The organism is Thermococcus pacificus (genome assembly GCF_002214485.1).
Lineage (GTDB): Archaea > Methanobacteriota_B > Thermococci > Thermococcales > Thermococcaceae > Thermococcus > Thermococcus pacificus.
In genome coordinates this window covers 1,426,865-1,446,753 of record NZ_CP015102.1, presented here as the reverse complement: position 1 = coordinate 1,446,753, position 19,889 = coordinate 1,426,865, and the positions used below count along the sequence as shown (strand labels likewise).

The 19,889-nt window shown below is 55.0% G+C and carries 25 protein-coding genes and 1 pseudogene; 8 read left to right on the top strand and 18 right to left on the bottom strand.

Annotated features, from left to right (window positions below; all coding sequences use genetic code 11):
- Positions 1-28: 28 nt before the first annotated feature.
- The 10 genes from A3L08_RS07970 to A3L08_RS07925 all read right to left on the bottom strand — a co-directional run bounded on the left by A3L08_RS07970 (position 29) and on the right by A3L08_RS07925 (position 7,966).
- Positions 29-1,939: a molybdopterin-dependent oxidoreductase gene (locus A3L08_RS07970; RefSeq protein WP_088854507.1), complete on the bottom strand. Its 1,911-nt coding sequence runs from the start codon at positions 1,937-1,939 to the stop codon at positions 29-31.
- A 5-nt stretch (positions 1,940-1,944) separates the two neighbouring features.
- Positions 1,945-2,526, bottom strand: a complete 582-nt coding sequence (locus A3L08_RS07965) for a DNA replication complex subunit Gins51 (RefSeq protein ID WP_088854506.1) — start codon at positions 2,524-2,526, stop codon at positions 1,945-1,947.
- Between the two features lie 33 nt (positions 2,527-2,559).
- On the bottom strand, positions 2,560-3,309 hold the full coding sequence (locus A3L08_RS07960) for a DNA polymerase sliding clamp (RefSeq protein ID WP_088854505.1): 750 nt from the start codon (positions 3,307-3,309) through the stop codon (positions 2,560-2,562).
- A gap of 2 nt (positions 3,310-3,311) precedes the next feature.
- Positions 3,312-3,500: a hypothetical protein gene (locus A3L08_RS07955; RefSeq protein WP_088854504.1), complete on the bottom strand. Its 189-nt coding sequence runs from the start codon at positions 3,498-3,500 to the stop codon at positions 3,312-3,314.
- Positions 3,497-3,829 carry a transcription factor S gene (locus A3L08_RS07950; RefSeq protein ID WP_088854503.1) on the bottom strand — a complete coding sequence of 111 codons (333 nt, stop codon included), beginning with the start codon at positions 3,827-3,829 and terminating at the stop codon, positions 3,497-3,499. The genes A3L08_RS07955 and A3L08_RS07950 overlap by 4 nt, the downstream gene beginning before the upstream one ends.
- Before the next feature lie 63 nt (positions 3,830-3,892).
- The gene (locus A3L08_RS07945; RefSeq protein ID WP_088854502.1) at positions 3,893-4,321 is read right to left on the bottom strand and encodes an immunoglobulin-like domain-containing protein; all 429 of its coding nucleotides are present in this window, start codon (positions 4,319-4,321) and stop codon (positions 3,893-3,895) included.
- A complete protein-coding gene (locus tag A3L08_RS07940) occupies positions 4,318-4,788 on the bottom strand; it encodes an immunoglobulin-like domain-containing protein (RefSeq protein ID WP_088854501.1) in 471 nt (156 codons plus the stop codon). Before A3L08_RS07940 ends, A3L08_RS07945 begins: the two co-directional genes overlap by 4 nt.
- Before the next feature lie 45 nt (positions 4,789-4,833).
- Complete coding sequence (locus tag A3L08_RS07935; RefSeq protein WP_088854500.1) at positions 4,834-5,283, bottom strand: immunoglobulin-like domain-containing protein; 450 nt, start codon at positions 5,281-5,283, stop codon at positions 4,834-4,836.
- An 87-nt stretch (positions 5,284-5,370) separates the two neighbouring features.
- Entirely contained in the window at positions 5,371-6,660 is a 1,290-nt protein-coding gene (gene glyA / locus A3L08_RS07930; RefSeq protein ID WP_088854499.1) for a serine hydroxymethyltransferase, read from the bottom strand.
- 109 nt (positions 6,661-6,769) lie between these two features.
- Positions 6,770-7,966 (bottom strand): aromatic amino acid transport family protein, encoded by a 1,197-nt coding sequence (locus A3L08_RS07925; RefSeq protein ID WP_088854498.1) that lies wholly within the window; start codon positions 7,964-7,966, stop codon positions 6,770-6,772.
- A 147-nt stretch (positions 7,967-8,113) separates the two neighbouring features.
- On the opposite strand from A3L08_RS07925, the gene cobB reads away from it, so the two are divergent.
- From cobB to A3L08_RS07890, 7 genes are all read left to right on the top strand, one after another.
- The gene (gene cobB, locus A3L08_RS07920) at positions 8,114-8,866 is read left to right on the top strand and encodes an NAD-dependent protein deacetylase (RefSeq protein ID WP_088854497.1); all 753 of its coding nucleotides are present in this window, start codon (positions 8,114-8,116) and stop codon (positions 8,864-8,866) included.
- A complete protein-coding gene (locus tag A3L08_RS07915; RefSeq protein ID WP_088854496.1) occupies positions 8,866-9,276 on the top strand; it encodes a DUF3783 domain-containing protein in 411 nt (136 codons plus the stop codon). The genes cobB and A3L08_RS07915 overlap by 1 nt, the downstream gene beginning before the upstream one ends.
- Before the next feature lie 35 nt (positions 9,277-9,311).
- Positions 9,312-10,046 (top strand): TIGR02253 family HAD-type hydrolase, encoded by a 735-nt coding sequence (locus A3L08_RS07910; RefSeq protein ID WP_088854495.1) that lies wholly within the window; start codon positions 9,312-9,314, stop codon positions 10,044-10,046.
- Complete coding sequence (locus A3L08_RS07905) at positions 10,036-10,584, top strand: ASCH domain-containing protein (RefSeq protein ID WP_088854923.1); 549 nt, start codon at positions 10,036-10,038, stop codon at positions 10,582-10,584. The genes A3L08_RS07910 and A3L08_RS07905 overlap by 11 nt, the downstream gene beginning before the upstream one ends.
- Before the next feature lie 56 nt (positions 10,585-10,640).
- On the top strand, positions 10,641-11,291 hold the full coding sequence (locus A3L08_RS07900; protein ID WP_088854494.1) for a phosphatase PAP2 family protein: 651 nt from the start codon (positions 10,641-10,643) through the stop codon (positions 11,289-11,291).
- Entirely contained in the window at positions 11,284-11,745 is a 462-nt protein-coding gene (locus tag A3L08_RS07895; RefSeq protein ID WP_088854493.1) for a COG2426 family protein, read from the top strand. The genes A3L08_RS07900 and A3L08_RS07895 overlap by 8 nt, the downstream gene beginning before the upstream one ends.
- A 75-nt stretch (positions 11,746-11,820) precedes the next feature.
- Complete coding sequence (locus A3L08_RS07890) at positions 11,821-12,009, top strand: hypothetical protein (protein ID WP_088854492.1); 189 nt, start codon at positions 11,821-11,823, stop codon at positions 12,007-12,009.
- 14 nt (positions 12,010-12,023) lie between these two features.
- On the opposite strand, the gene A3L08_RS07885 is transcribed toward A3L08_RS07890, so the two are convergent.
- The 3 genes from A3L08_RS07885 to A3L08_RS07875 form a co-directional block, all read right to left on the bottom strand.
- Positions 12,024-13,100, bottom strand: a complete 1,077-nt coding sequence (locus A3L08_RS07885; protein WP_088854491.1) for a DUF835 domain-containing protein — start codon at positions 13,098-13,100, stop codon at positions 12,024-12,026.
- 97 nt (positions 13,101-13,197) lie between these two features.
- A complete protein-coding gene (locus tag A3L08_RS07880) occupies positions 13,198-14,520 on the bottom strand; it encodes a TldD/PmbA family protein (protein ID WP_088854490.1) in 1,323 nt (440 codons plus the stop codon).
- Between the two features lie 10 nt (positions 14,521-14,530).
- The gene (locus A3L08_RS07875) at positions 14,531-15,952 is read right to left on the bottom strand and encodes a TldD/PmbA family protein (RefSeq protein ID WP_088854489.1); all 1,422 of its coding nucleotides are present in this window, start codon (positions 15,950-15,952) and stop codon (positions 14,531-14,533) included.
- 166 nt (positions 15,953-16,118) lie between these two features.
- Between A3L08_RS07875 and A3L08_RS07870 the strand changes: the two genes are divergently transcribed.
- Positions 16,119-16,469: a hypothetical protein gene (locus A3L08_RS07870; RefSeq protein WP_088854488.1), complete on the top strand. Its 351-nt coding sequence runs from the start codon at positions 16,119-16,121 to the stop codon at positions 16,467-16,469.
- Positions 16,470-16,498: 29 nt separating this feature from the next.
- Here A3L08_RS07870 and A3L08_RS07865 read toward each other — a convergent pair whose 3' ends face one another.
- From A3L08_RS07865 to coaBC, 5 genes and pseudogenes are all read right to left on the bottom strand, one after another.
- Positions 16,499-16,792 (bottom strand): MazG nucleotide pyrophosphohydrolase domain-containing protein, encoded by a 294-nt coding sequence (locus A3L08_RS07865; protein ID WP_088854487.1) that lies wholly within the window; start codon positions 16,790-16,792, stop codon positions 16,499-16,501.
- A gap of 40 nt (positions 16,793-16,832) precedes the next feature.
- A complete protein-coding gene (locus A3L08_RS07860; protein WP_088854486.1) occupies positions 16,833-17,513 on the bottom strand; it encodes an aspartate/glutamate racemase family protein in 681 nt (226 codons plus the stop codon).
- A 50-nt stretch (positions 17,514-17,563) separates the two neighbouring features.
- Complete coding sequence (locus A3L08_RS07855) at positions 17,564-18,286, bottom strand: AAA family ATPase (protein WP_088854485.1); 723 nt, start codon at positions 18,284-18,286, stop codon at positions 17,564-17,566.
- 99 nt (positions 18,287-18,385) lie between these two features.
- Positions 18,386-18,580 (bottom strand): annotated as a pseudogene (locus A3L08_RS10170) (mechanosensitive ion channel family protein); the annotation flags it as partial.
- Between the two features lie 82 nt (positions 18,581-18,662).
- Positions 18,663-19,877 carry a bifunctional phosphopantothenoylcysteine decarboxylase/phosphopantothenate--cysteine ligase CoaBC gene (gene coaBC / locus A3L08_RS07845; RefSeq protein ID WP_088854484.1) on the bottom strand — a complete coding sequence of 405 codons (1,215 nt, stop codon included), beginning with the start codon at positions 19,875-19,877 and terminating at the stop codon, positions 18,663-18,665.
- Positions 19,878-19,889: the final 12 nt, after the last annotated feature.

Sequence of the window (19,889 nt, the reverse complement as noted above, 5' to 3'; positions counted from 1 at the left end):
AATCGACTCAGAAAATCCCTATTTCGCCTTAAACCTTCCTCACGTCCACCCAGGTTGAATGATAGGCAGAGCCGTTGCCGTAGTTTTGAACTGTTTCATCGATCGTGAGGAAGTTTGCGTTCCAGCCGAGCAGCTTAACCCAGAAAGCCTTGTATAAGAGGACGACACCCCTGGGCACGTCGTCGCTGAGTTTTGCGACCGTCCTGATCCGTCCGTTCTCGTTGAAGACTTCCACTGCATCGCCGTCTTGGATACCCCTCTCTTCAGCGTCCGCCGGATTGATGTAAAGGTTAGGGTCTACCATCCCGTAGGTGTTGTGGTACTGGCTCGTTATGGTCATCCGGTACGTTGGAGTGAGGAGCCGGAGTGGGTATTTGCCCTTGAACTTCCTGTACTCCGGGAACGGGCTCAGACCCCTTTCAACCACTCTCTGTGAGTAGAACTCTATCTTCCCGCTCGGCGTTTCCCACTTCCTTGGCTTTTCAGGCACTCTGACGAAGCCCTTCTCCTTGAGCTCGTCCCAGCTCAGGCCGTTGAGTTCGAGGATTTTTCTTATCACTTCCTCGTCGCTCTCGTAGAGATAAGGGTTCTCTATTCCAAGGGCCTTTGCCAAGAGCCTTGTCACCTCGCTGTTGCTCTTTCCATGGAGCCTTGCAACCGGCTCGTTCAAAGCCACGTAGCGATGGTAGTAGCTGTCGGCTATATCAAGCCGCTCGAAGAATGTGTTCGCCGGCAGGACGACGTCCGAGTAAAGTGCCGTGTCCGTCAGAAAGATGTCGTGCGTAACGACGAAGACGTCGCTCTCAACTAGTGCTTTCCTTAACCTGTTCTGGTTCGGCAGGCTCGCGAGCGGGTTGGAGTTGTAGACGTAGAGGAACTTAATTTCACCCCTCTCGATATACTCCGCGAGCTTCACCTGCGGAATTCTCTTCGCCGGCTTGCTCCTCAGGAAGGCCCCTTCCGCGTAGCTTTTATCTATCGTCTTCATGTCGTAGATGAATCCAAAGCGGTGACCGACTAAAGCCGGAAGAATCGCTATTGCCCTGACAGCCTCCCCGCCTGCCAGGGAGCGCTGGAAGCCGTAACCGATGTGGATTACGCCCCTCTTTTCGGCGTAGCCTCTGGCAAACTCCTCAATATCCTCAATGCTCAAACCGGTCTCCTTGCTTACATAATCAAGCGATAATGTTTTTACATAATTCTTGAATTCTTCAAAGCCGTAAACGTTCTCGCGGACAAAGGCCTTATCGTAGAGGTTTTCCTCAATGATGACCTTTGCAACGCTCAGCGCGAATAGAACGTCCGTGTCGGGCCTTATCTGGAAGAACCTGTCGCTCCGCTTTGCAGTCTCTGTTCTTACGACATCTACAGTCCATATCTCGAGGTTGTTCTTCTTAGCCAGCATGAAGCCGTGAAGGTTCGTCCAGAATGCGTTCATCCCCCAGTAAACGAGCAAGCGCTGATTTTTGAGCTCCTCCGGATCCATGCCAACCGCTGTGCCGTAAACGTCCTTCAACGCCTCGTGTCCGGCCCTGTCGCAGATTCCGTAGTCGAGCATAGATGTGTTAAGGTAGTGGAAGAGCCTCAGAGGGAAGGCGTAGTTTACCGCACCCCGATCACCCGCGTACTGGTAAACCAGGACGCTCTCGCTTCCGTGCTCTTCAATTGTCTCCCTGAGCTTGTCTACAACGACCTTTATCGCCTCTTCCCAGCTCGTCTCTCTGAATTCTCCGCTTCCCCTCTCGTCAGTTCTTATGAGCGGTTTCTTGAGCCGGCCCTTTGCGTGGAACCACTTAGGCAGAAGGGCACCCTTTGGACACAGAAAACCAGCGGTTACCGGATGCCTGGGATTTCCCCTAACCGTGAGCTTCCCGTCTTTAAATTCACTTATCATGGAGCAGGTGTCGTAACAATCCCGCATGCAGACGGAGAAGGGCATGGGCATCACGGGGTGAGCCTTATCCTCTCAGCGACATCTCTTTCGACGAGAACCTTCGCAATGCTCCTTGGCAGTATGACCATGTCGCCGGCCCTGAACGGCCCGTACTCTCTCAGCTCCGGGTCGAGTACCCTGGGCAGATCGACCTTGATTATGTATGCCTCGGTTGGAATGCTCTTTTTCGATGGCTCCGATGGCTGCTCTGGAGTGCTCTCGGGCACAGTTTCAGCCAGCTCCCCTCCGGAAAGGGGAACGTTAAGCTCCTCGCGCTCTATAAATGCCCTTAGAATCGTGAATATCTTCCTCTCCTCCTCAGTCATTTCGGCAGGGATGCCCTCTACCACGAGGTCAACGATTTTATGGAGCCTGATTTTTATTATCTCGCGGGCGAGCTTCTCCGCTATCTCCAGCTGGGCCAGGTAGAGGCGCTCCTCCACATCTTCCCCCCTCTCGCGGGAGCTCTCGGCGCTGAGCTTGAGGGCTTTGATGAGGCTGTCGAACTCCTTGTAGAACTCCCCGTCCAGATCCACCAGATCCGGGGAGGAAAGCTCCTGCTCCAGCAGTTCCCTGAGCTTGACGATGTCCACGCTACCACCAGCCTAAGGAGAAGGAAAGAAAAATCACTCCTCGACGCGCGGCGCGAGGAGGAATATGAGCTTGCCCTCGTCCCTTATCGGATACTCCATCTGGAGCGGCATCTCGTTGCCGAACTTGATTATGACCTCGTCGGCCTTGCCGATGCCCTTGAGCATGTCCGCAAGGTAGCTGATTCCGTAGGCACTCTTGGTTTCCTCTTCGACTTCGAGGTCGAGTAAACCTTCGTCCTCAAGGGTGAGCTTTATCTCAACCTCGTTGGTCTCACCCTCGGCCTTCATGATGAACTCGTTCTCCCTGGCTATGAACTTCATTGAGTCACTGACAAGGGAAGCGTCCTTAACGGCCTCCTTGAGAACCTCGCCGAGGACGACGACCTTTGCCGTGAACGGAAGCTCTGGAAGGTCGAGCTCAAGCTCCTCGACCTCTATGAGCGGAAGGCGGAAGGTCCTCTTTGCCGTCCCCTCGAAGGTTATCTCGAGGAAGTTCTCGTCGCCCTTCCTGAGTATGAGGGTGTCCTTGCCCTTCCCGCGCTTGAGAATCTTCTTGAAGTGGTCCATGTTCACTCCAACGGTCTCCTCTTCCTCGACCTCGTACTTGGAGAATATGCTCTCGGGCAGGTTGAGGTCGATGAGAACGACCCTGCTCGGGTCCATGGCACGCATGCTTATTCCTTCCTCGGTTATCTTAAAGGCCGCCTCGTCGATGAGGTTGCTTGCGGTGGCTATAAGATCGGCGAAATCCTTGGCACCATCAAAAACTATCTCGAACGGCATCTTTACCCCTCCTTTAGTATATCGAGCATCAGCCTAACCCTTTCTTTTCCGCGGAATAAATAAGCTTTTCCGTTGTCGGCCTCGGGTATCCTGCGGTAGGCCTCTTCCAGCTCCTTCAGGGCCTTCTCCGCGAGCTTCCTGAGGGTTTCCTTCTCTAGTTCGGTAAGCTCGCGGGAGTTGGTCCGGGTCACTCGTAGGCCCTCCAGACGTGGCCGCACTTGGTGCACTTGTAGAATATCGTGCTCGGCTCGTCTCCAGCGCGGGTTTGCATCTCCCACCAGTAGGCGGTGTCGTTGCCGCACTTGGGGCAGGTTACCTTCGTGGTTGGCAAGGTCTTTACGTCCTGCTCAACGACGATTATGCCCTCGTCGGGTTTGTGCTCGACCTTCTGGGTAATCTTTGTCTTCTCCCTGTCCTTCTCCTCGTCGAAGGGCTCCTCGTAGCCACAGGAACGGCAGACCCAGACCTTCCTCTTCCTGTCCGGAAGCATGAGGTTACCGCACTTTGGACAAAACTTCATCTTTTATCACCCCTTTAGCCGAGGGCTGGGTATGTGGGAGGAGGATAAAAAGTTTTGCTCCGATCATGGGAGTATCTCGAACTCGACGCTGCCGTTCACACAGCCCCGTGGCCAGCCGCAGATTTCTTTGACGAGCCTGTATTCCCCCGGTGGGAGATTGTAAAGCGTGGGAACGGTTCCGGCGCTTTCGTTCTCCGGCAGGTACTTCAGGGCGATTTCCTGTTTCCACGAGCCAAAGGGGAGCAGGTCATAGAGGAGGGAGTTGAAGAAGAAGCCCTGCCTAACGCGGACCCAAGTTCCGTTCTCCCGGCGGTAGAGAGTGTAGGGCTGGCCGAAGTAGATTGGGAGTATACCCGTGTTCCTTAATGTGAGAACAGGCTCCTCTCCCGGGTGATAACTCTCCTTATCAAGGCCCATGTAAAAGTGCGAGCCGGTGAGGCCCCAGATCAGGAGAATTAGAACGACAATAGCCGCACTGGTTTTCCACCTCATTCCACCACCTCGAACTCAGCGGAGAGGGTTATCTCATCGCTCCCCCTCCCGCACCGGCCCCTCTCGATGGTTACCATCTTTGTAATCCTGTACTTGCCAGGAGGCAGCGGCTCAAGCTTTCCAGCGCCGTCAGAAACATGTGTAACGAGCGGAACAACCTGAGTCCAGTTGCCACCGGGAGGTATCGTGTAGCCTATGCCTGTGAAAGAGAACCCGAGGTCGAGCTCTTTCCACTCTCCGTTTTCCAGCCTGTAGAGCCTGTATGAAGCCCCCACGAGCAGTGTCTCGCTCCCGGTGTTGATTATGGTAAGGGTGAGGTCGTCTCCGGCGTGATAAACCTCTTTGTCGAGCCTCATGACGGCGGTCCCGGTATCGGAGGATGTATTTTTGGAGGTCTCGTTTGTCCCGACGTAGAAAATTCCAAGAACAATAATGAGAACGGCGAAAGCGGTCAGGAATCGATTCACCGGCCGGCCCCCATCACTCCCTCACGTCGAACTCAGCCCATACATCTAGGCCAGCGCCATTTTGGTCACCGGGTCGGTGACGGAGACCGTCTTTACTATCCTGTAGTGTCCCTGATCGAGTTTGAGGTCGGCCAGGTTCACCTTCTGCTCCCAGCTCTTCCCGGGCTCGATAACGACCGCAACCTCGATGAAAACCAGGTTGACGGGAACCTCATTCCACGTCCCGTTCTCCAGCCTGTAGAGCCTGAAGGCGTAGCCCGTCGTGATGTTGCCGTCCCCTTTGTTGGTTATCGTTATGAGCATCGTGTCGTTGGGGGAGTAGACGGTTTTATCAAGCTTCAGCAGAGTCTCGGTACCCAACCCGCTATCCGGGGAGGTGTGGGTGAGATCTTTCCCGCCGGAGGAGCCGTCGGCAGGGCTTCCCCAGTACGAAGCGAAGTAATACCCGACCGGAACCAGGAGGATTATCAGCAGAACGGGAATGACCTTTCTCATGCCACACCACCAAATTAGAGTGTGCAGAAATCCTTTTAACGGTTCCCAACGCTTCGAACCGGCTTGAAATGAAAGAATGGAAAGGGGTCACTCCCTCATCGGGAGTCCGTAGTCGAAGGAGTAGTAGACCTTCTGGAACTCGGCGCGGAAGCCGTAGACGTCGCGCCTGACCTTCTTCGGGTCCTCCTTGTCGAGGAGGACGCGCTTGATGAAGTGGGCTATCTCCTTCATGTCGTCCTCCATCATGCCGACGCGGGTCATCTCCTGGACACCTATGCGCAGACCGCTCGGCTTCTCGACCTTCTCGAGCGGGTCCCACGGGAGGAGGTTCTTGTTGAGGATTATGCCGGCCTCCTCAAGGAGAGGTGCCGCCCAACCGCCAGCGGCCTCGTGAAGGTCGCTGACGTCAACGATGACCTGGTGGCTCTCGGTGTAGCCCTTGTCCTCACCGATGACCTTGAAGCCCTCCTCTGCGAGGGCCGCGGCAAGGGCCTTGGCGTTCTTGACTATCTGAGCCGCGTACTTCTCACCGTACTCGAGCATCTCCGCCGCGGTAATCGTCTTTCCGGCCATGTGGTGGAGGTGGTGGTTGCTCAGAACGCCCGGGAAGATGGCCCACTGGAGCTTGGCTATCTCCTCAGTCTCTCCAAACCTCTTGTAGATTATCACACCGCCCTGCGGGCCGGGGAAGGTCTTGTGGGTCGAGGCGGTGATTATGTCGGCTCCTTCCCTGAGCGGATCCTGGAACTGCTTTCCGGCTATGAGACCGAGGACGTGGGCGGCGTCGAACATGACGTAGGCACCGACCTCCTTTGCAACAGGCGCGAGCTCCTTGACCGGGTGCGGGAACGGGAAGAGCGAGCCGCCGAATACGACTATCTTGGGCTCTACCTCGCGGATGAGCTTCTCCGCCTTGTCCACATCTATGTTGAACTCCTCGTTGTCGAAGGGCCAGGTGTAGACCTCAAGGCCCCTCATTCCTGCCGCACCGAAGGGCATGTGGCTTATGTGGCCACCGTGGCTGGTGTGGAGAACTATGGCCTTGTCTCCCGGCTGAGTCAAACCGAAGAAAACCGCCTGGTTGGCGTTGGTTCCGGAAATCGGCCTTAAATCGGCGAAGTCACTCCCGAAGAGCTTTGTGAAGAGCTCGACGCCGATGAGCTCGACCTCGTCAACGTACTTGCAGCCCTGGTAGTACCTCTGCCTCGGCCAGCCTTCTGCGTACTTGTGCATGAAGCCGCTGGCAACGGCGCGGGTAACGCTTGGAGAAGTCACGTTTTCGCTCGCTATGAGGTTTATCGTGTGCTTCCTCCAGTTCTCGTGCTCCTCAATAAAGTCCAGAACCTTGTCGCGGTATTCTCTATATCCTTCAGCCATGGGAAACACCTCGATGGGGATTTGAACGGGGGGAATATAAATCTTACCTAACGTGTGCACGTGCGCAGAAATGTACACTGCAGTATGGGAAAAAGAAGGAGTGAGGATTTCACTTCCGAAGCTTCGCTGACAGCCACATGAGCACGGGAAGCACAATGAAGGCCAGCATGTCCCCTGTGTCACCAGCAAACGCTAAGACGTCGGCGAAGTTTCTGACACCCGCAAAGTAAACAATGGCCGGCGGAACCACCGTCAGGGCCCATGCAATAGGCTTCCTGAGCCTCACGAACTCCTCGCTATTGCTCTGCTGTGCCAAAGCTATGCCTATGTAGCTCGTCGTTATCGCGAGCAGCGGAATGAGGTTGCCCACGAGCCAGCCGGCCCTGCCGTAGAGGGACTCAAGGCCCTGTGTAGCCACCTCAGGAGTTCCCCTGCCGAAGACGAGGAGGAACGATGCCATGAATACCGCGTAGATGACTGTGGGTATAAGGAAAGCCAGCACGAGCACCTTCCTCGTTTTCTCGTAGCTTCCGAGCCCCTTGTAGACGTCCGGTATGATGGTGTGGCAGCCGAGGGCGAAGATGGCAACGCCCATTATGCTCAGGAGTCCAGATAGGTCGGCGTAGAGCCCGTTCTCCAGCTTCGCGTGGGGAACCAGCATGAAGGTGACGCCGATGAAGAGGGCGAGCATGATGTAGCTCATTATAAGCTCGGTCTTTCCGCTCGCTTCGAGGCCGTGGTAGACCACTAACGATGCCAGAACCCAGAATATGGCGCCGCCAATCGTCTCACTGACACCAAAGAGGCTCGCGAACACCTGTCCCATCCCAGCCATGTAAGCCAGCAGGGCCCCAAAGCTCATCAGGGTTATGCTGAGGTACATGAGCCAGCCGCCGGCTTTGCCGAGGGTCCTGCTGGCTATAGTGCTCATCTGGGCTCCGCCCATCTCGGCGCTGAACCTGAGCACTATGAAGGCCGTTCCGAGCATGAGGAGCATTACCCCAATAAGAACTCCAAGGGCAGGAATGAGACCGACCTTGCTCGCGGCGTAGGGGAGTCCGAGGACTCCGGCACCTATCTGCGTTCCGATGAGTATCGCGAGGGCCTCACTCTTTGATATGTGCGCCTTTTCCACCCGTATCGTGCTCGTCCTTATAGCTGCAACCCCCTTCCTCTTCCGCATGAGCTGTATGAGGGTCGCCTTCCGCCTGAGCTTCTTCCGTCTCGCCAGTGCCACCCTCTCAGCGTAGTAGTGACCGTGTGATGTTGTGACCTTACTCCTGGGAACACCATCGCTCACTGGCATCCTCACACCTCCTCCTGAATGTGCCCATGGATACAATTTAAACTCTCGCACGAAAATATGAATTCTTCTTAAAAGATTATTCGAGAACCAGTTCTGGTCTCCTAAACGGCGGGCAGGATTTTTAAGGAATGCCGAATAGTTGGAACCATGATAGAGGAAGCCGCCAAACTGCTGGCACGCTCAAGGTTTGCGATTGCTTTTACCGGTGCCGGAATAAGCGCTGAAAGCGGGGTTCCGACGTTCAGGGGCTTCAACGGCCTCTGGAAGAAGCACAGGCCCGAGGAGCTGGCCACTCCCGAGGCGTTCAGGAAGGACCCACACCTCGTCTGGAGCTTCTACAGGTGGAGGATGGGGCTGATAAGGAATGCAAAACCCAACAGGGCACACTACGCCCTGGCGGAGCTTGAGGAGATGGGCATCCTCAAGGCGGTCATCACTCAGAACGTCGACGACCTCCATCGCGAAGCCGGAAGCAGGAGAATCATTGAGCTCCACGGCAACATCTTCAGGGTCAGGTGCACCTCCTGTTCCTACAGGGAAAACCTCAAGGAGAGCGGCAGGCTTGATGAGTTTCTGGAGGAGAAAGACCTCCCGAAGTGCCCGGAGTGCGGCTCTCTCCTGAGGCCGGACGTGGTGTGGTTTGGCGAGCCGCTCCCTAGGAAGACGCTCGAAGAGGCATTCAAACTCGCAGAGAGGGCCGACCTCGTCCTCGTCATAGGCACAAGCGGCGTCGTTTATCCTGCGGCCTACATACCCCAGATCGTCAAGGAAACCGGGGGAAAGGTCATCGAGGTGAACCCGGAGGAGAGCGGAATAACGCCCATAGCCGACGTTTTCCTGCGCTGTCCTGCGGGAGAAGCCATGGAAAAGCTGATGGAAAGGGTAAGGAGGCTGATGTAATGGGGAAGGTTCTTCTAGTAGGTTTCAGCCCGGATGAAGCGGAGGCCGTCAGAGCATCCCTCGATGGGCTGGGTGTCTTTGAGGTTCCCGAGTACTGCAGGGACTGGGTCGTGAGCGAAATAGTGGCGAAGGCCGGAGAACTGAGCGGTTCCAGCAACTGGCACCTCAGGAAGTTCGTCATAATGCACGGCCTCAGCAACGAGGAGTTGAAAGAAGTTATCCGCTCAGTCAAAGCCCTCAACCCGGGCAGGGTCATCTTCGCCACGACCACGGAGACAGCTCTTGGGTGGAAGCTGGAGGACTACCTTAACGAGCTGATGGAAGAAGACGAATACTTCCAGGCCATGCGCTGGGCCAGGAGGGAGGCCTCTCAAAGGAAGGGGCAGTTCCTCGACATCGGGAAGGGTTAAATACTCCCTGAGCTAAAAGCCTTCGGTGGGGGAGGATGATTAAGGTTGTGTTCTTTGATCTAGACGATACCATCGTGGATACCACCAAACTGGCTGAGATGGCGAGGAGGAACGCAATAGAGAACATGGTGAGGCACGGCCTTCCCGTTGATTTTGATACTGCCTACCAAGAGCTCTTGGAGCTTATAAGCGAGTACGGGAGCAACTTTTCGAGGCACTTTGACTACCTCCTCAGGCGCCTCGACCTGCCGAACAACCCCAAGTGGATAGCGGCGGGCGTCATCTCGTACCACAACACCAAGTTCGCCTACCTGCGGACGGTTAAGGGTGTCAGGCAGGTCCTCCTTGACCTTCAGCGGTCTGGATACAGGCTCGGCATCATCACCGACGGCGACCCGATAAAGCAGTGGGAGAAGATACTCCGCCTGGAGCTCGATGAGTACTTTGGGGGAGTCTTCATCTCTGACCACCTCGGTGTCAAGAAGCCTCACCCGAAGATATTCAGGAAAGCCCTCCGGAAGATGGGGGTCGAGCCAGGCGAGGCCATAATGGTCGGCGATAGGCTTTACTCTGATATATACGGGGCGAAGCAGGTCGGCATGAGGACGGTATGGTTTAAATACGGGAAGTACGCCGACAGGGAGCTGGAGTACCTGGACTACGCGGACTTCACTATAAGCTCGCTGGAAGAGCTGCCAGAAATCCTGAGGGGGTTGAAGCTTGAGGAGGAAAGCGAAGGCGGTTCAGATAAGGAAGTTCATGCTGATTGACTCCGCCTACAAGTCGAGAATCCTGCGCGGCGACAAGGTGACAACGGTACGCTACGGAGACTACGAGGCGAAGCCCGGGAGCGAGGTCTATCTAGTGGTGACCCCGAGCGACACTGCAGTAGCCAAAGTCAGGATAACCCGTGTGGAGAAAAAGAAGGTAAAAGAGCTGACAAACGAAGATGCAAAGCTTGACGGCTTCTCCGATGTCAAAGAACTCCTGGGGGAGCTCAGCAAGATCTACGGCGAGCTCTACGGGGACGACGAGGTCACGATCATAGGCTTCGAGGTCATAAAGCGCTTTGACGACGGGATTCCGCTCAAGTGGCTAAAGGGCCTCAACTACCGCGAGCCTGCCGAGATCGCGAGGCTCTACCTTGAGAATCAGGAGAAGCTGAACCTCAATCGTGAGACCGACTTCATAATGAGGCGCATTTACAACGAAGGCCTCGGAAGGGCCGTCAGAACCTTCGGGCCGAAAAAGGTTCAGAACGCGCTGCTCAAAACCTACCACGCGCTCTACGCGGCAGGGGTTATCTAACTCAGGAGTTCGACAAGGAAAAGCTTTTTTACTGCCCCGACCGTTTTTAGGGTGCCATGGCAAAGTCTGAACACAAAAGAGGTTTCCTGGCACTCACGCTCGCGCTCTTTGCCCTCTTGACCCTGCAGATAACCGGAGCATTTAGCGGGGTAAACGAGTGGGTGAACTCGGTCCTTCCTTCGGGCGGGCCCCTGACCAGTGCCTTCACGGACACGGCGAGCTTCGCCCTCACTGCCGTTTACATCCTTCTCTTTCTCCTGTGGGATTTCAAGGAAAGGGGGAGGTTAAGCAGGTTCACCCTTGAACTAACCGCCGGTATTGCGGTCTCTATGGTCATAGTGGGCCTGTTAAAGGTTCTAACCAGTGTCCCCCGGCCTGGAGAGGCTCAGGTTCACTGGAGTTTGTTCGAAGCAATAAAGAACGCTGACTACTTTGCCTTCCCCTCGGGCCACACAACAAGGGCTGCCGTGCTTGCGTATTTCCTGAGCAGACGCTGGAAGAGGCTCTGGCCGCTCTGGTGGGGCTGGGCGCTTGGAGTAGGCCTTTCAAGGCTTTTCCTCCACGCCCACTGGTTCAGCGACGTGCTCTTTTCAGCGTTCCTCGGGCCGTGGGTTGCCTTGCTGGTCGAGATGACCGAAGAGTGGTGGCTCCCCTACTACCGCGCCGTCGTGAATGCGCTTAAACTGGGGGTGCTGAACGTTGAATGAGTTCCTTCAGGTCTTCCTGCTCTCGCTCATCCCGACATTCGAGGGACGCTACGCGATAGTCTATAGCATAGGAAGGGGGTATTCCCTGTGGGAGACGCTCTTAGCGGCATCCCTCGGCGTCCTGTTCCTCTCTGTCATCCTTCCTGCAGTCCTTCCATACATAGACCGCGTTATGCTCTGGCTTGAGAGAACCCCCTTGAGGAAAATAGCTCACCTCTACCTCTACTACGTCGAGAGAGTGAGGAAAAAGGCACACCCCTACGTCGAGAAGTGGGGTTTCTGGGGCCTCTTCATCTTCGTAGCGATTCCCCTCCCTGGAACCGGCGTATGGACCGGTGCTTTAGCGGCTTATATACTCGCGGTGGAGGAGAATAGGGCGTTTTTGGCCCTCCTCCTCGGCGGGCTGTTCAGCATGGCGATAACCCTTGGCCCGGCGCTGGGTCTGTTCGGATAAAAGAAGAAAAAGAATCGGGCAAAGTTCCAGCACAGGATACCGAGCGAGAAGAGTGCAACGATAACGTCTCTCGACATGATGTTCTCCGCCCTTGTGATGGCTACCTTCTACACCCTCTACGGGTTCGCCGTTGACCGCATGGGACTCCAAAAGGCGAGGCTGGCCTTTGCAGTGCTTCTCCCAGGGATAGGATTGGCCTTCAAAGTTATGCAGAGCATCAGTGTCCTGGGTGATGTCGAGCCAAGACATCTAAGTAAAAGGTGATTAGAACGCGTGCCTTAGATGTCCAGCCTTTCAAACTCCCTCATCAGCATCGCCATCTGCTTCTTGGAATATGCAGAAGGCTCGATTACCACAACGAGGGTTCCGTTGTACTTCACGACGGTGTCCTTCAGGGAGAGCAGGAATTTGAACGCGTTTTCAAAGCCGTTCTCCACCATCAAGTACTCAAAACAGTCGATCACTACGAGGGAATGCCCCTTTTCGAGGTGCCTCTTGACGAGGTCTATGAGGATGCCTATATTGGTTGGGGAGAGCGCTATGATGTTCTCGCCTATCATCCCCGACGCAACCTTGGTCATCCAGAACACCGGAAATTTTGGTTTAAAGCCCTCCAGGGACTTCCTTGTGATGAGAACCCCATTTCCACTGGACTGCATCTCCTGGAGGAGAATATCAAAGGCTCTCCCACTGTCCGAGTAGAAGGCGCCGGTGGGAAGCTCGGTTATTGGCATCTCCGGTGGTTTCACAGTCAGAAAAGCGCACCTCATCATTCCAAGGAACATCATAGCCCTAAAAAGTGCCCCCAACCCGTAGAAATAGCTTGCTACGGAAGTCCTGGCGGTCAGAGGGTAGGTGAGGTTGATGGCTCCCAGCAAAAACGCCCCGACGGGAAAGAGAGTGGATACCGTCTTTAGACCGACTTCCTCTTTAATTAAGGAATAGCCGAGGAACATGAGGGAAACGCCCATGAATGGGACTGGAAACGCCGTGATGACCAGGGGTGAAGCGTCAAGGAGCACTGTAAGCAGGACATACGTTGGGCCGGCGATACCGCAGGCAAGGAGCAAAAACTGGCCCCACAGTGTCTTAATTCGATCCCGAAGCGAAAGAGATGCGGCAATCAGGAGAATGCCCTCAAACACTGCCATGAGCGACATAAGTGGTATCAGGGAAGCTAAGTTAGGGTTTAGGCCGAAATCGGAGAGTACTTGCTTCTGGGTAAGAGCCGCCAAGAAATCCATCCAAAGGGCGATGCTCAGTAGGAGCATGAAGTACTCGCCCCTCTTTCTCCATCTATAAGTGGCAAAACCCCACGTGAGAAACCGCATGATTACGTTTAGTATTTCCAACACCAATCTCACCCGCCACTAGAGCCCTCTGCACAAGCTCTGGTGTCAGGTTATAAAGATTTTTCGTCAATGAATAATGGCAAAAAGAAAGGGAAAGGGCTCACTTCGTCGCCCTCGTTATCCCAACATCCTTCACCAGAACGTAGGGCGTTGAAACCGGCGTATCAACCTCCCACCAGTGGACGTGGTGGCTCTCCTTGGTAAGGGCCGCTATGCTCTCCAGTATGTTCTGGAGGTTGTCGCTGACGCGGATGTTCCTTATCGGCCTAAGCTCGCCGTTCTCGACGAGGAATATTCCGTCCCTCGGGATGGTGGAGAAGTCGCCGGTGACGTAGTTCTGGAAGCGCGTGTACCAGACGTTGGTTATGTAGATGCCGCGCTTGACCTCGCTGAACAGTTCTTCCCTCGAGTAGTCACCCGGCTCGAGGACGATGTTCCACGCGTGCGGCATTATTAAACCTGCGTTGGCCGTTGTCTCGGTCTTGTACTTCCTCGCCAGGCTCGTGTTGAGGAGGAACGTCCTGAAGGTTCCGTTCTCGATTATCGCCGTTTCCCTCGTGGGAACGCCCTCGTCGTCGAACTTTCTGGTCCCGTAGCCGTTCGGCATGTTGCCGACGTCCTTGATTGTCACTATCTCATTCGCAACCTTTTGGCCGAGCTTGTTGACGAGGAAGCTGAAGCCGGCCTCGGCGGCGTAAGCTGACGTCATGAAGCTCATGTAGCTGAGCAGGTTGGCAAACGCTAATGGGTCGAAGATGACGTCAAACTTCCCTTCAGGTCCCTGCTCCGGGTTTCTCGCCAAGCTCGCTATCTCCCCGGCCTTTCTTCCGGCCGATTCGGGGTCGAACTTCTTGAGAACCCTTACGGAGTTCGTCCCGTGGCCGCTCTCGAGGTCGCCGATGAATGCCCTGACGCTTATCTCTATCCCTGTTCCCTCGTCAAAGGCCTCCACGCCGTTGCTCGTGGTGAGGTAAATCCTGTCGTGGTCGGTGTAGAGGACTCCCGCTACCCTCTTGGCACCTTCCTCAAGGGCCGCGTTTATTGCCCTCTCCACGTACTCGTTCGGCTCGTCGAGCTCGACGATGGCTTTATCGAAGGTCTCCGGGATGTCCCTGTACTCAAACGGGCCCTCCGCTATTCCGTAGTAGTCCTCCTTGGGTGCCATTCCCTTCATGTTGCTCAGGAGCGTCTTGAGGGTGCGCTCGATGTTCTCCTCGCTCAGTTCGGTTATCGTCGTCCCGGCTATTCTCTTCTCCAGCTCGACGAAGAGCTCGACCTTTCTCTCGTGCCAGTTTTTCGCCACTGTTATCTCGTTGTTGGCAAAGCGGACCTGCCTCCTGTTCATCTCGTGGGAGAGAACGACGACGTCGCCGAAGCCGAGCTCTTTGGCCTTCTTCAGGATGAGTTCGTTAACGTCAAACATCTCCACCACCTCACGGCCTCCTAAGCGGTATGTCCCTGAGTCTTGCATGCGCTCCACCCATCCAGACCGGGACGCCCTGTCCTGGCTCACCTTTGCCGCAGGTTCCAGGATAGAATTCGACGTCCTTCCCGACGGCATCAACGCTGCTCCAGAGTGCCCTCGTGGTTATCTCCAGAATCGGCCTCCTCACCGGGTGCTTAATCTCGCCGTTCTCGATGAGGTAAGCTTCCCTGCCGATGTATCTCTGCTGATACCTGCGGTCGTCGATGTTCCACTCGTTGAAGCTCACCATGTAGACGCCGAGCTTGATATCTTCAATCAGCTCCTCAAAGGAGTGGTCACCAGGCGCGAGGTAGGTGTTTGCCATCCTCACGATTGGCTCGCGGTTGTAGTTGATGGCGCGGGCCGCTGCGTTCGACCTCTGCCCGAGCTTGGCCGCGTATTCGCGGTTGGTGAGGAACTCGGTGATGATTCCGTTCCGTATGAGGTAGCGCGGGCGGGCTTTCACACCTTCGTCGTCGTAGAGGTAGAAGCCCCAGCTGTTGGGTATCGTCGGGTCGTCTATGACGGTAACGACTTCACTGCCAATCCTCTCGCCGAGCATCTCCGGCTTGACGAAGCTCTCTCCCGCTTGAGCGGCTTCCCTTCCGAGTATCCTATCGGCCTCGTATGGATGCCCGACGCTCTCGTGGACGGCTATGCCTGCCACTTCAGGGCTTATGACGAGGTCGACCTTCCCCTCGGGCGGCTTCTTGCCCTCGTAGATGAGCTTTTTGAGAGCCTGCACATCCTTGACGGCCCATTTCCATGGCTCGTCCTTCTCGATTAGCTCAAGGCCGCCGGAGAATGCCCTCTGGACGAAGGGCGCCTGCTCCATCTGGCCGTTCTCGAAGACGACGAGGTTGTAGGTGGTAGAGATACGCGGGATAACGCTCTCGATGAACGCTCCATCGCTGTTGGCTATTATCTTGTGCCACACCTGGTCATAATACCTTATGAAGCGCATCGGCACGTTCACGCCGGTGGCCTTTACTTCTTCCTCGATTTTCCTGAGGAGTTCAAGCTTCTCCTCGGGAGAAACGTCGCGGAAGTCCTTCTTCATCTTGACCTTGTATGAAATGCGGTGGAAGTTTTCCTCGGAAAAGCGAATCGGCTCGTTCCTAACGCGGGAGGCCGCTTTGGCCAGTTTCACGGCCCTCTTCACCGCCTCGGCAACACTCTCCTTCGTGAGAACGTTGGTGCTTGCAAAGCCCATGCCCCCGTCCACGAGAACCCTTATGCCCATGCCCTTCTCGGCTAGGACCTCCAGGCCCTCCGGAGAGCCGTTCTTCATTGTCAGAGAAGTGCCGTTCTTTTCTTCAAAGCGCGCCTCCGCGTAGGAAGCCCCCAGCTCGAGGGCCTTCTCAACGGCGAACTCCACAAGTTCATGCATGCACACCACCTCGGTTTACTGCATAGAATAGTGCCCGCCGAAGTATAAAAGTCTTTTCGTTTAGATGGCTATCTTAACGTCCACACTTATGAACATCAGCGCTCTATTAAGCTCTTTAAAGCACAAAATTTTTATACACGAAAGACGAACTATCACCGGTGATACCATGGGTGACCCCAGCTCTGCAAGAAATTTGATACACATAGGCGACATAATAAACCTGGTAATCGGTGTTTTGGTGTTCTTGGTAATAGTAGTGTTCAGCTTCGGACTCGGCATAGTGGTCGCATGGATTCCACTGGCCATCGCCATATGGACTCACTTAAGGGCAAAGAGTGCTTTGGAACTGATAGACGAAGGGCGCTACAAAGAAGCAAAGGACAAGATTCTGATACCGGCCATTCTATCGCTGATCTTCAACTCGCTGGTGGGGGGCCTTATAATACTGCTCGGGGCCATATCGCTGCCATCTGAAAACGCCTCAAACCCGGTCGAAGGGACGGTAGAGCCGTTTTGACCTTTTAATTCTTCCTTTGAGTTTTCATTTCAGAGCTTCTCCTCGCACTCGCACGGGTTCTTCCCACAGTAGGGGCACGCTCCCGGATACTTCTTCTTTGCAGCTTCCTCGATGTCTATGCCAAGAAGGTTCGCCAGACTCGCGAGCCACGCCAGAACGTCGGCGAACTCCTCCTCCATCGCTTCGCGGTCGTTCTTCCTTATGGCCTCGCTCAGCTCGCCGACTTCCTCCACGAACCAGAGGAAGGTCTTGTCAACGCCGCGCTTGGAGTCCTTGTGGAAGTAGATGTCTCTAATCATTTCCTGGAATCCCCTGATCTCCATCTCTCTCACCTGAAGGAAGGGGAAGAAAAGGGCTTAAAAATCACTCGGCCGCGAGTTCGATGAGCTTCCTCATGTGGATGGCGGCGGTGTCGAAGACCTCAACGGATACATCGCCGGGCTTTATCGCCAGCGGGAGCTCGGTGCAGCCGAGGATTACCCCCTCGATGCCCTTTTCCCTTGCGTACCTCTCGACGAGTTCTATTAGGTAGGGCTTGCTCTTCAGGTTCTCGAAGGCGAGTTCGCTGAATATTATTCTGTCGATCTCGTCTATCTCCTCTTCGCTCGGCGTTATTACCTCAAAGCCAGCCTCCCTGAGGGCGTTCTTGTAAAAGTCAGCCGTCATCGTCGTCTTGGTACCGAGGAGGAGGACTTTCTTAACGCCCCTGCGCTTCATCTCTTCGATGAGGGCGTCGATTATGCTAACCATCGGCACGTTCACGGCTTTTTGAACCTCAGGGAAGACTATGTGCGGCGTGTTCGCGGACATGGCTATTATCTCCGCCCCGGCCCTCTCGAGGGCCCTGGCCGCGTTTATGAGCATCTCCTTCCTGCCCTCCCAGCCGCGGGGGTTGTTCTTGAACTCCTCGAAGTCTATCGAGTAGACTATCAGCTCCGGGAAAGTGAAGGGGCCGAACTTCTCGCGGCTTATCTTTATGTAGTTCTGGTAATAGTAGCAGGTCGACTCAGGTGTCGTTCCACCTATTATTCCTATCTTCTTCATGAGAACCACCGTTTGGACAATGTCAGGGGAGTTTATGAGAATTTCGGACATTACAAGAAAAGTTCTTCGATCGAGTAAGCCAGCTCTGAGACAGGGTTCTCCATCTCCCACATCTCGCAGAGAAGGGTGCCCGTGCGTGTGGACTCGTGTATTTCGACATCGTAGGGGATCGTTCCTATTACAGGAATCCCCAGCTCATCGACTATGAAGTCCTCGAGTTCTATGAGGTTCTTCTCTGGAATCAAGGGCTTGTTTATGAGTACCCACAGCTTCTCGGCCCCCATGTGGGAGAACTTTATGATCAGGGACTCGACCCACATCTTGAGGTTCCGAAGTGGGACAATTGTGGGGTCAATGACTAAGATCTGGTGATCTATCTCGGGAATGATTGGAAGGGGCTCTACTGGAAGCCCTGGGGGAAAATCCACGATTATCACACCGTAGTGCTCGCGGAGATACGCTATGAGGAACGTCATGAGCTTGAAGGAGTAACGCCTCTGTATTGGCTTCATCGGCTCGCCTAGGATCAAGTAGAGGTTTTTGAGACCTTCATGGGGGGTCACCAGCCATTCTATGTCCATCTCGTGATCTTCGAGGTAGAGGTGGAGTGGGTAGTTCGGCCTCATATCCAGGTAGAAGCTCATATCGGGAAAGTACAGGTTCGCGTCGATGAGGAGCGTCCTGGCTCCATTAACGGCCAGGTATCCTCCGATGTTGATGGCGAGGGTAGTCTTCCCGGCCCCCTCTGGACCTGTAACACCTATTACTGGCATATGCCTCACGTCGTTACATGTTTAATCGAGCTATAAATCAATACCTGAATTAGGTGGGGGAACTTCAAAAACATTTTGATCAAAAATGTGAGAACGGATTCATCCTTCCGTGCCATTGATGTGCACGTCCAGCTGTGGGGATGGTATCTCAATTCCCTCGCTGGTGTAGAGCCCGTAGATACCCTTCGTGAGGTCGCCCTTGGCCGTCCGGTAGTTCTCTGTCTTCGCCCTGGCCCTCAGCTGCAGGTTGATGGAGGAATCCGCGAGGGCGGTTATGGTTACCCCTGTGCACGGAGCGACTCATCCAACGCTACCATGCTATCATCCCGAATGATTTTAGAAAGAATTGGTTAAAATATAAAAAAGTTTCAATTTTTCATGAGAGAATCGAAATGATTTCGTCCCAGAGCCTCTCCGCGAGTTCGCGCTTGCCCATCTTAGGGAGCCGTTTAACGGAGTCTCCGGTGACGAGCAGGACCTCGTTCTCCTCACTTCCAAAGGCGCTGAGGGTGTTGGCAACAACCAGGTCGCTTCCAGCCCTCTCGATCTGTTTCCTGGCCGCCGCTATCAGCTCCTCCTCGCTCAGCCCGGTTTCCGCCTTGAAGCCGACGAGGAAGGTATCTGGCTGAAGCTCCTTAACGCGGTCTATTATCTTCGGTGTCGGCTCGAGTTCGAGCGTTAGGGGCTTTCCGCTCTTTATCTTGACGTCGGCCTTCTCCTTCACCCTGAAGTCACTTACAGCGGCGGCTAAAACGACAACGTCGTACTTCTTTGCCTTCAGCTCGTTTTCTATCGCCGCGAGCATCTCCTCTACCGTTTCGACCTCTATCTGGTTCTCGACGAAGCTTGAGACGCTCCCTCTCGTCTTTATGAGCGTAACTTCAGCGCCACGGAGTTCGGCCTCTTCAGCGAGAGCAACGCCCATCTTCCCGCTGCTCGCGTTGGTTATGTAGCGAATAGGGTCTATGTACTCCCTCGTTGCGCCGGCTGTGACGAGAACGCGCTTTCCGGCGAGGGTCTTCGGGTGGAGCTTTTTGATGACGCGGTAGACTATCTCGTCTATTGAAGCCACCTTCGCCTTGCCCTCCTCGAAGCGCGGTTCTATGAACTCGACGCCGAGCTTCTTGAGCTTCTCTATGTTCTCGACGACTATTGGGTGGTCATACATTGTAGAATGCATTGCAGGGGCTATCATTATCGGTGTATGGGCGAAGGCCGTCGTTACAACAGTAGTGACTGGAGTGTCGTCTATGCCGTTGGCTATCTTCCCTATGGTGTTTGCCGTCGCTGGACAGACTAAAACGAGGTCGGCCTTGTTCTCGTGCTCTCCAGCGAGCTCAACGTGCTCAATGAAGCCGGTGATCTCTGTCACGACCGGGTTTCCAGTGGCGAACTCCATCGCATAGGGGTGGATTATTTTTTGCGCGTTCTCGCTCATGACGGCGTGGACTTCCGCGCCGTGCCTTATAAGCTCCCTCGCGAGCTTGACGCACTCGACTGCCGCTATACTGCCGGGGATGGCCAGGACGATTTTCTTGCCCACCAGCTTTCTGCTCTTGGTTGCGTAAATCAGCCTGACGTGGTGAAGCATGTGAACACCTCC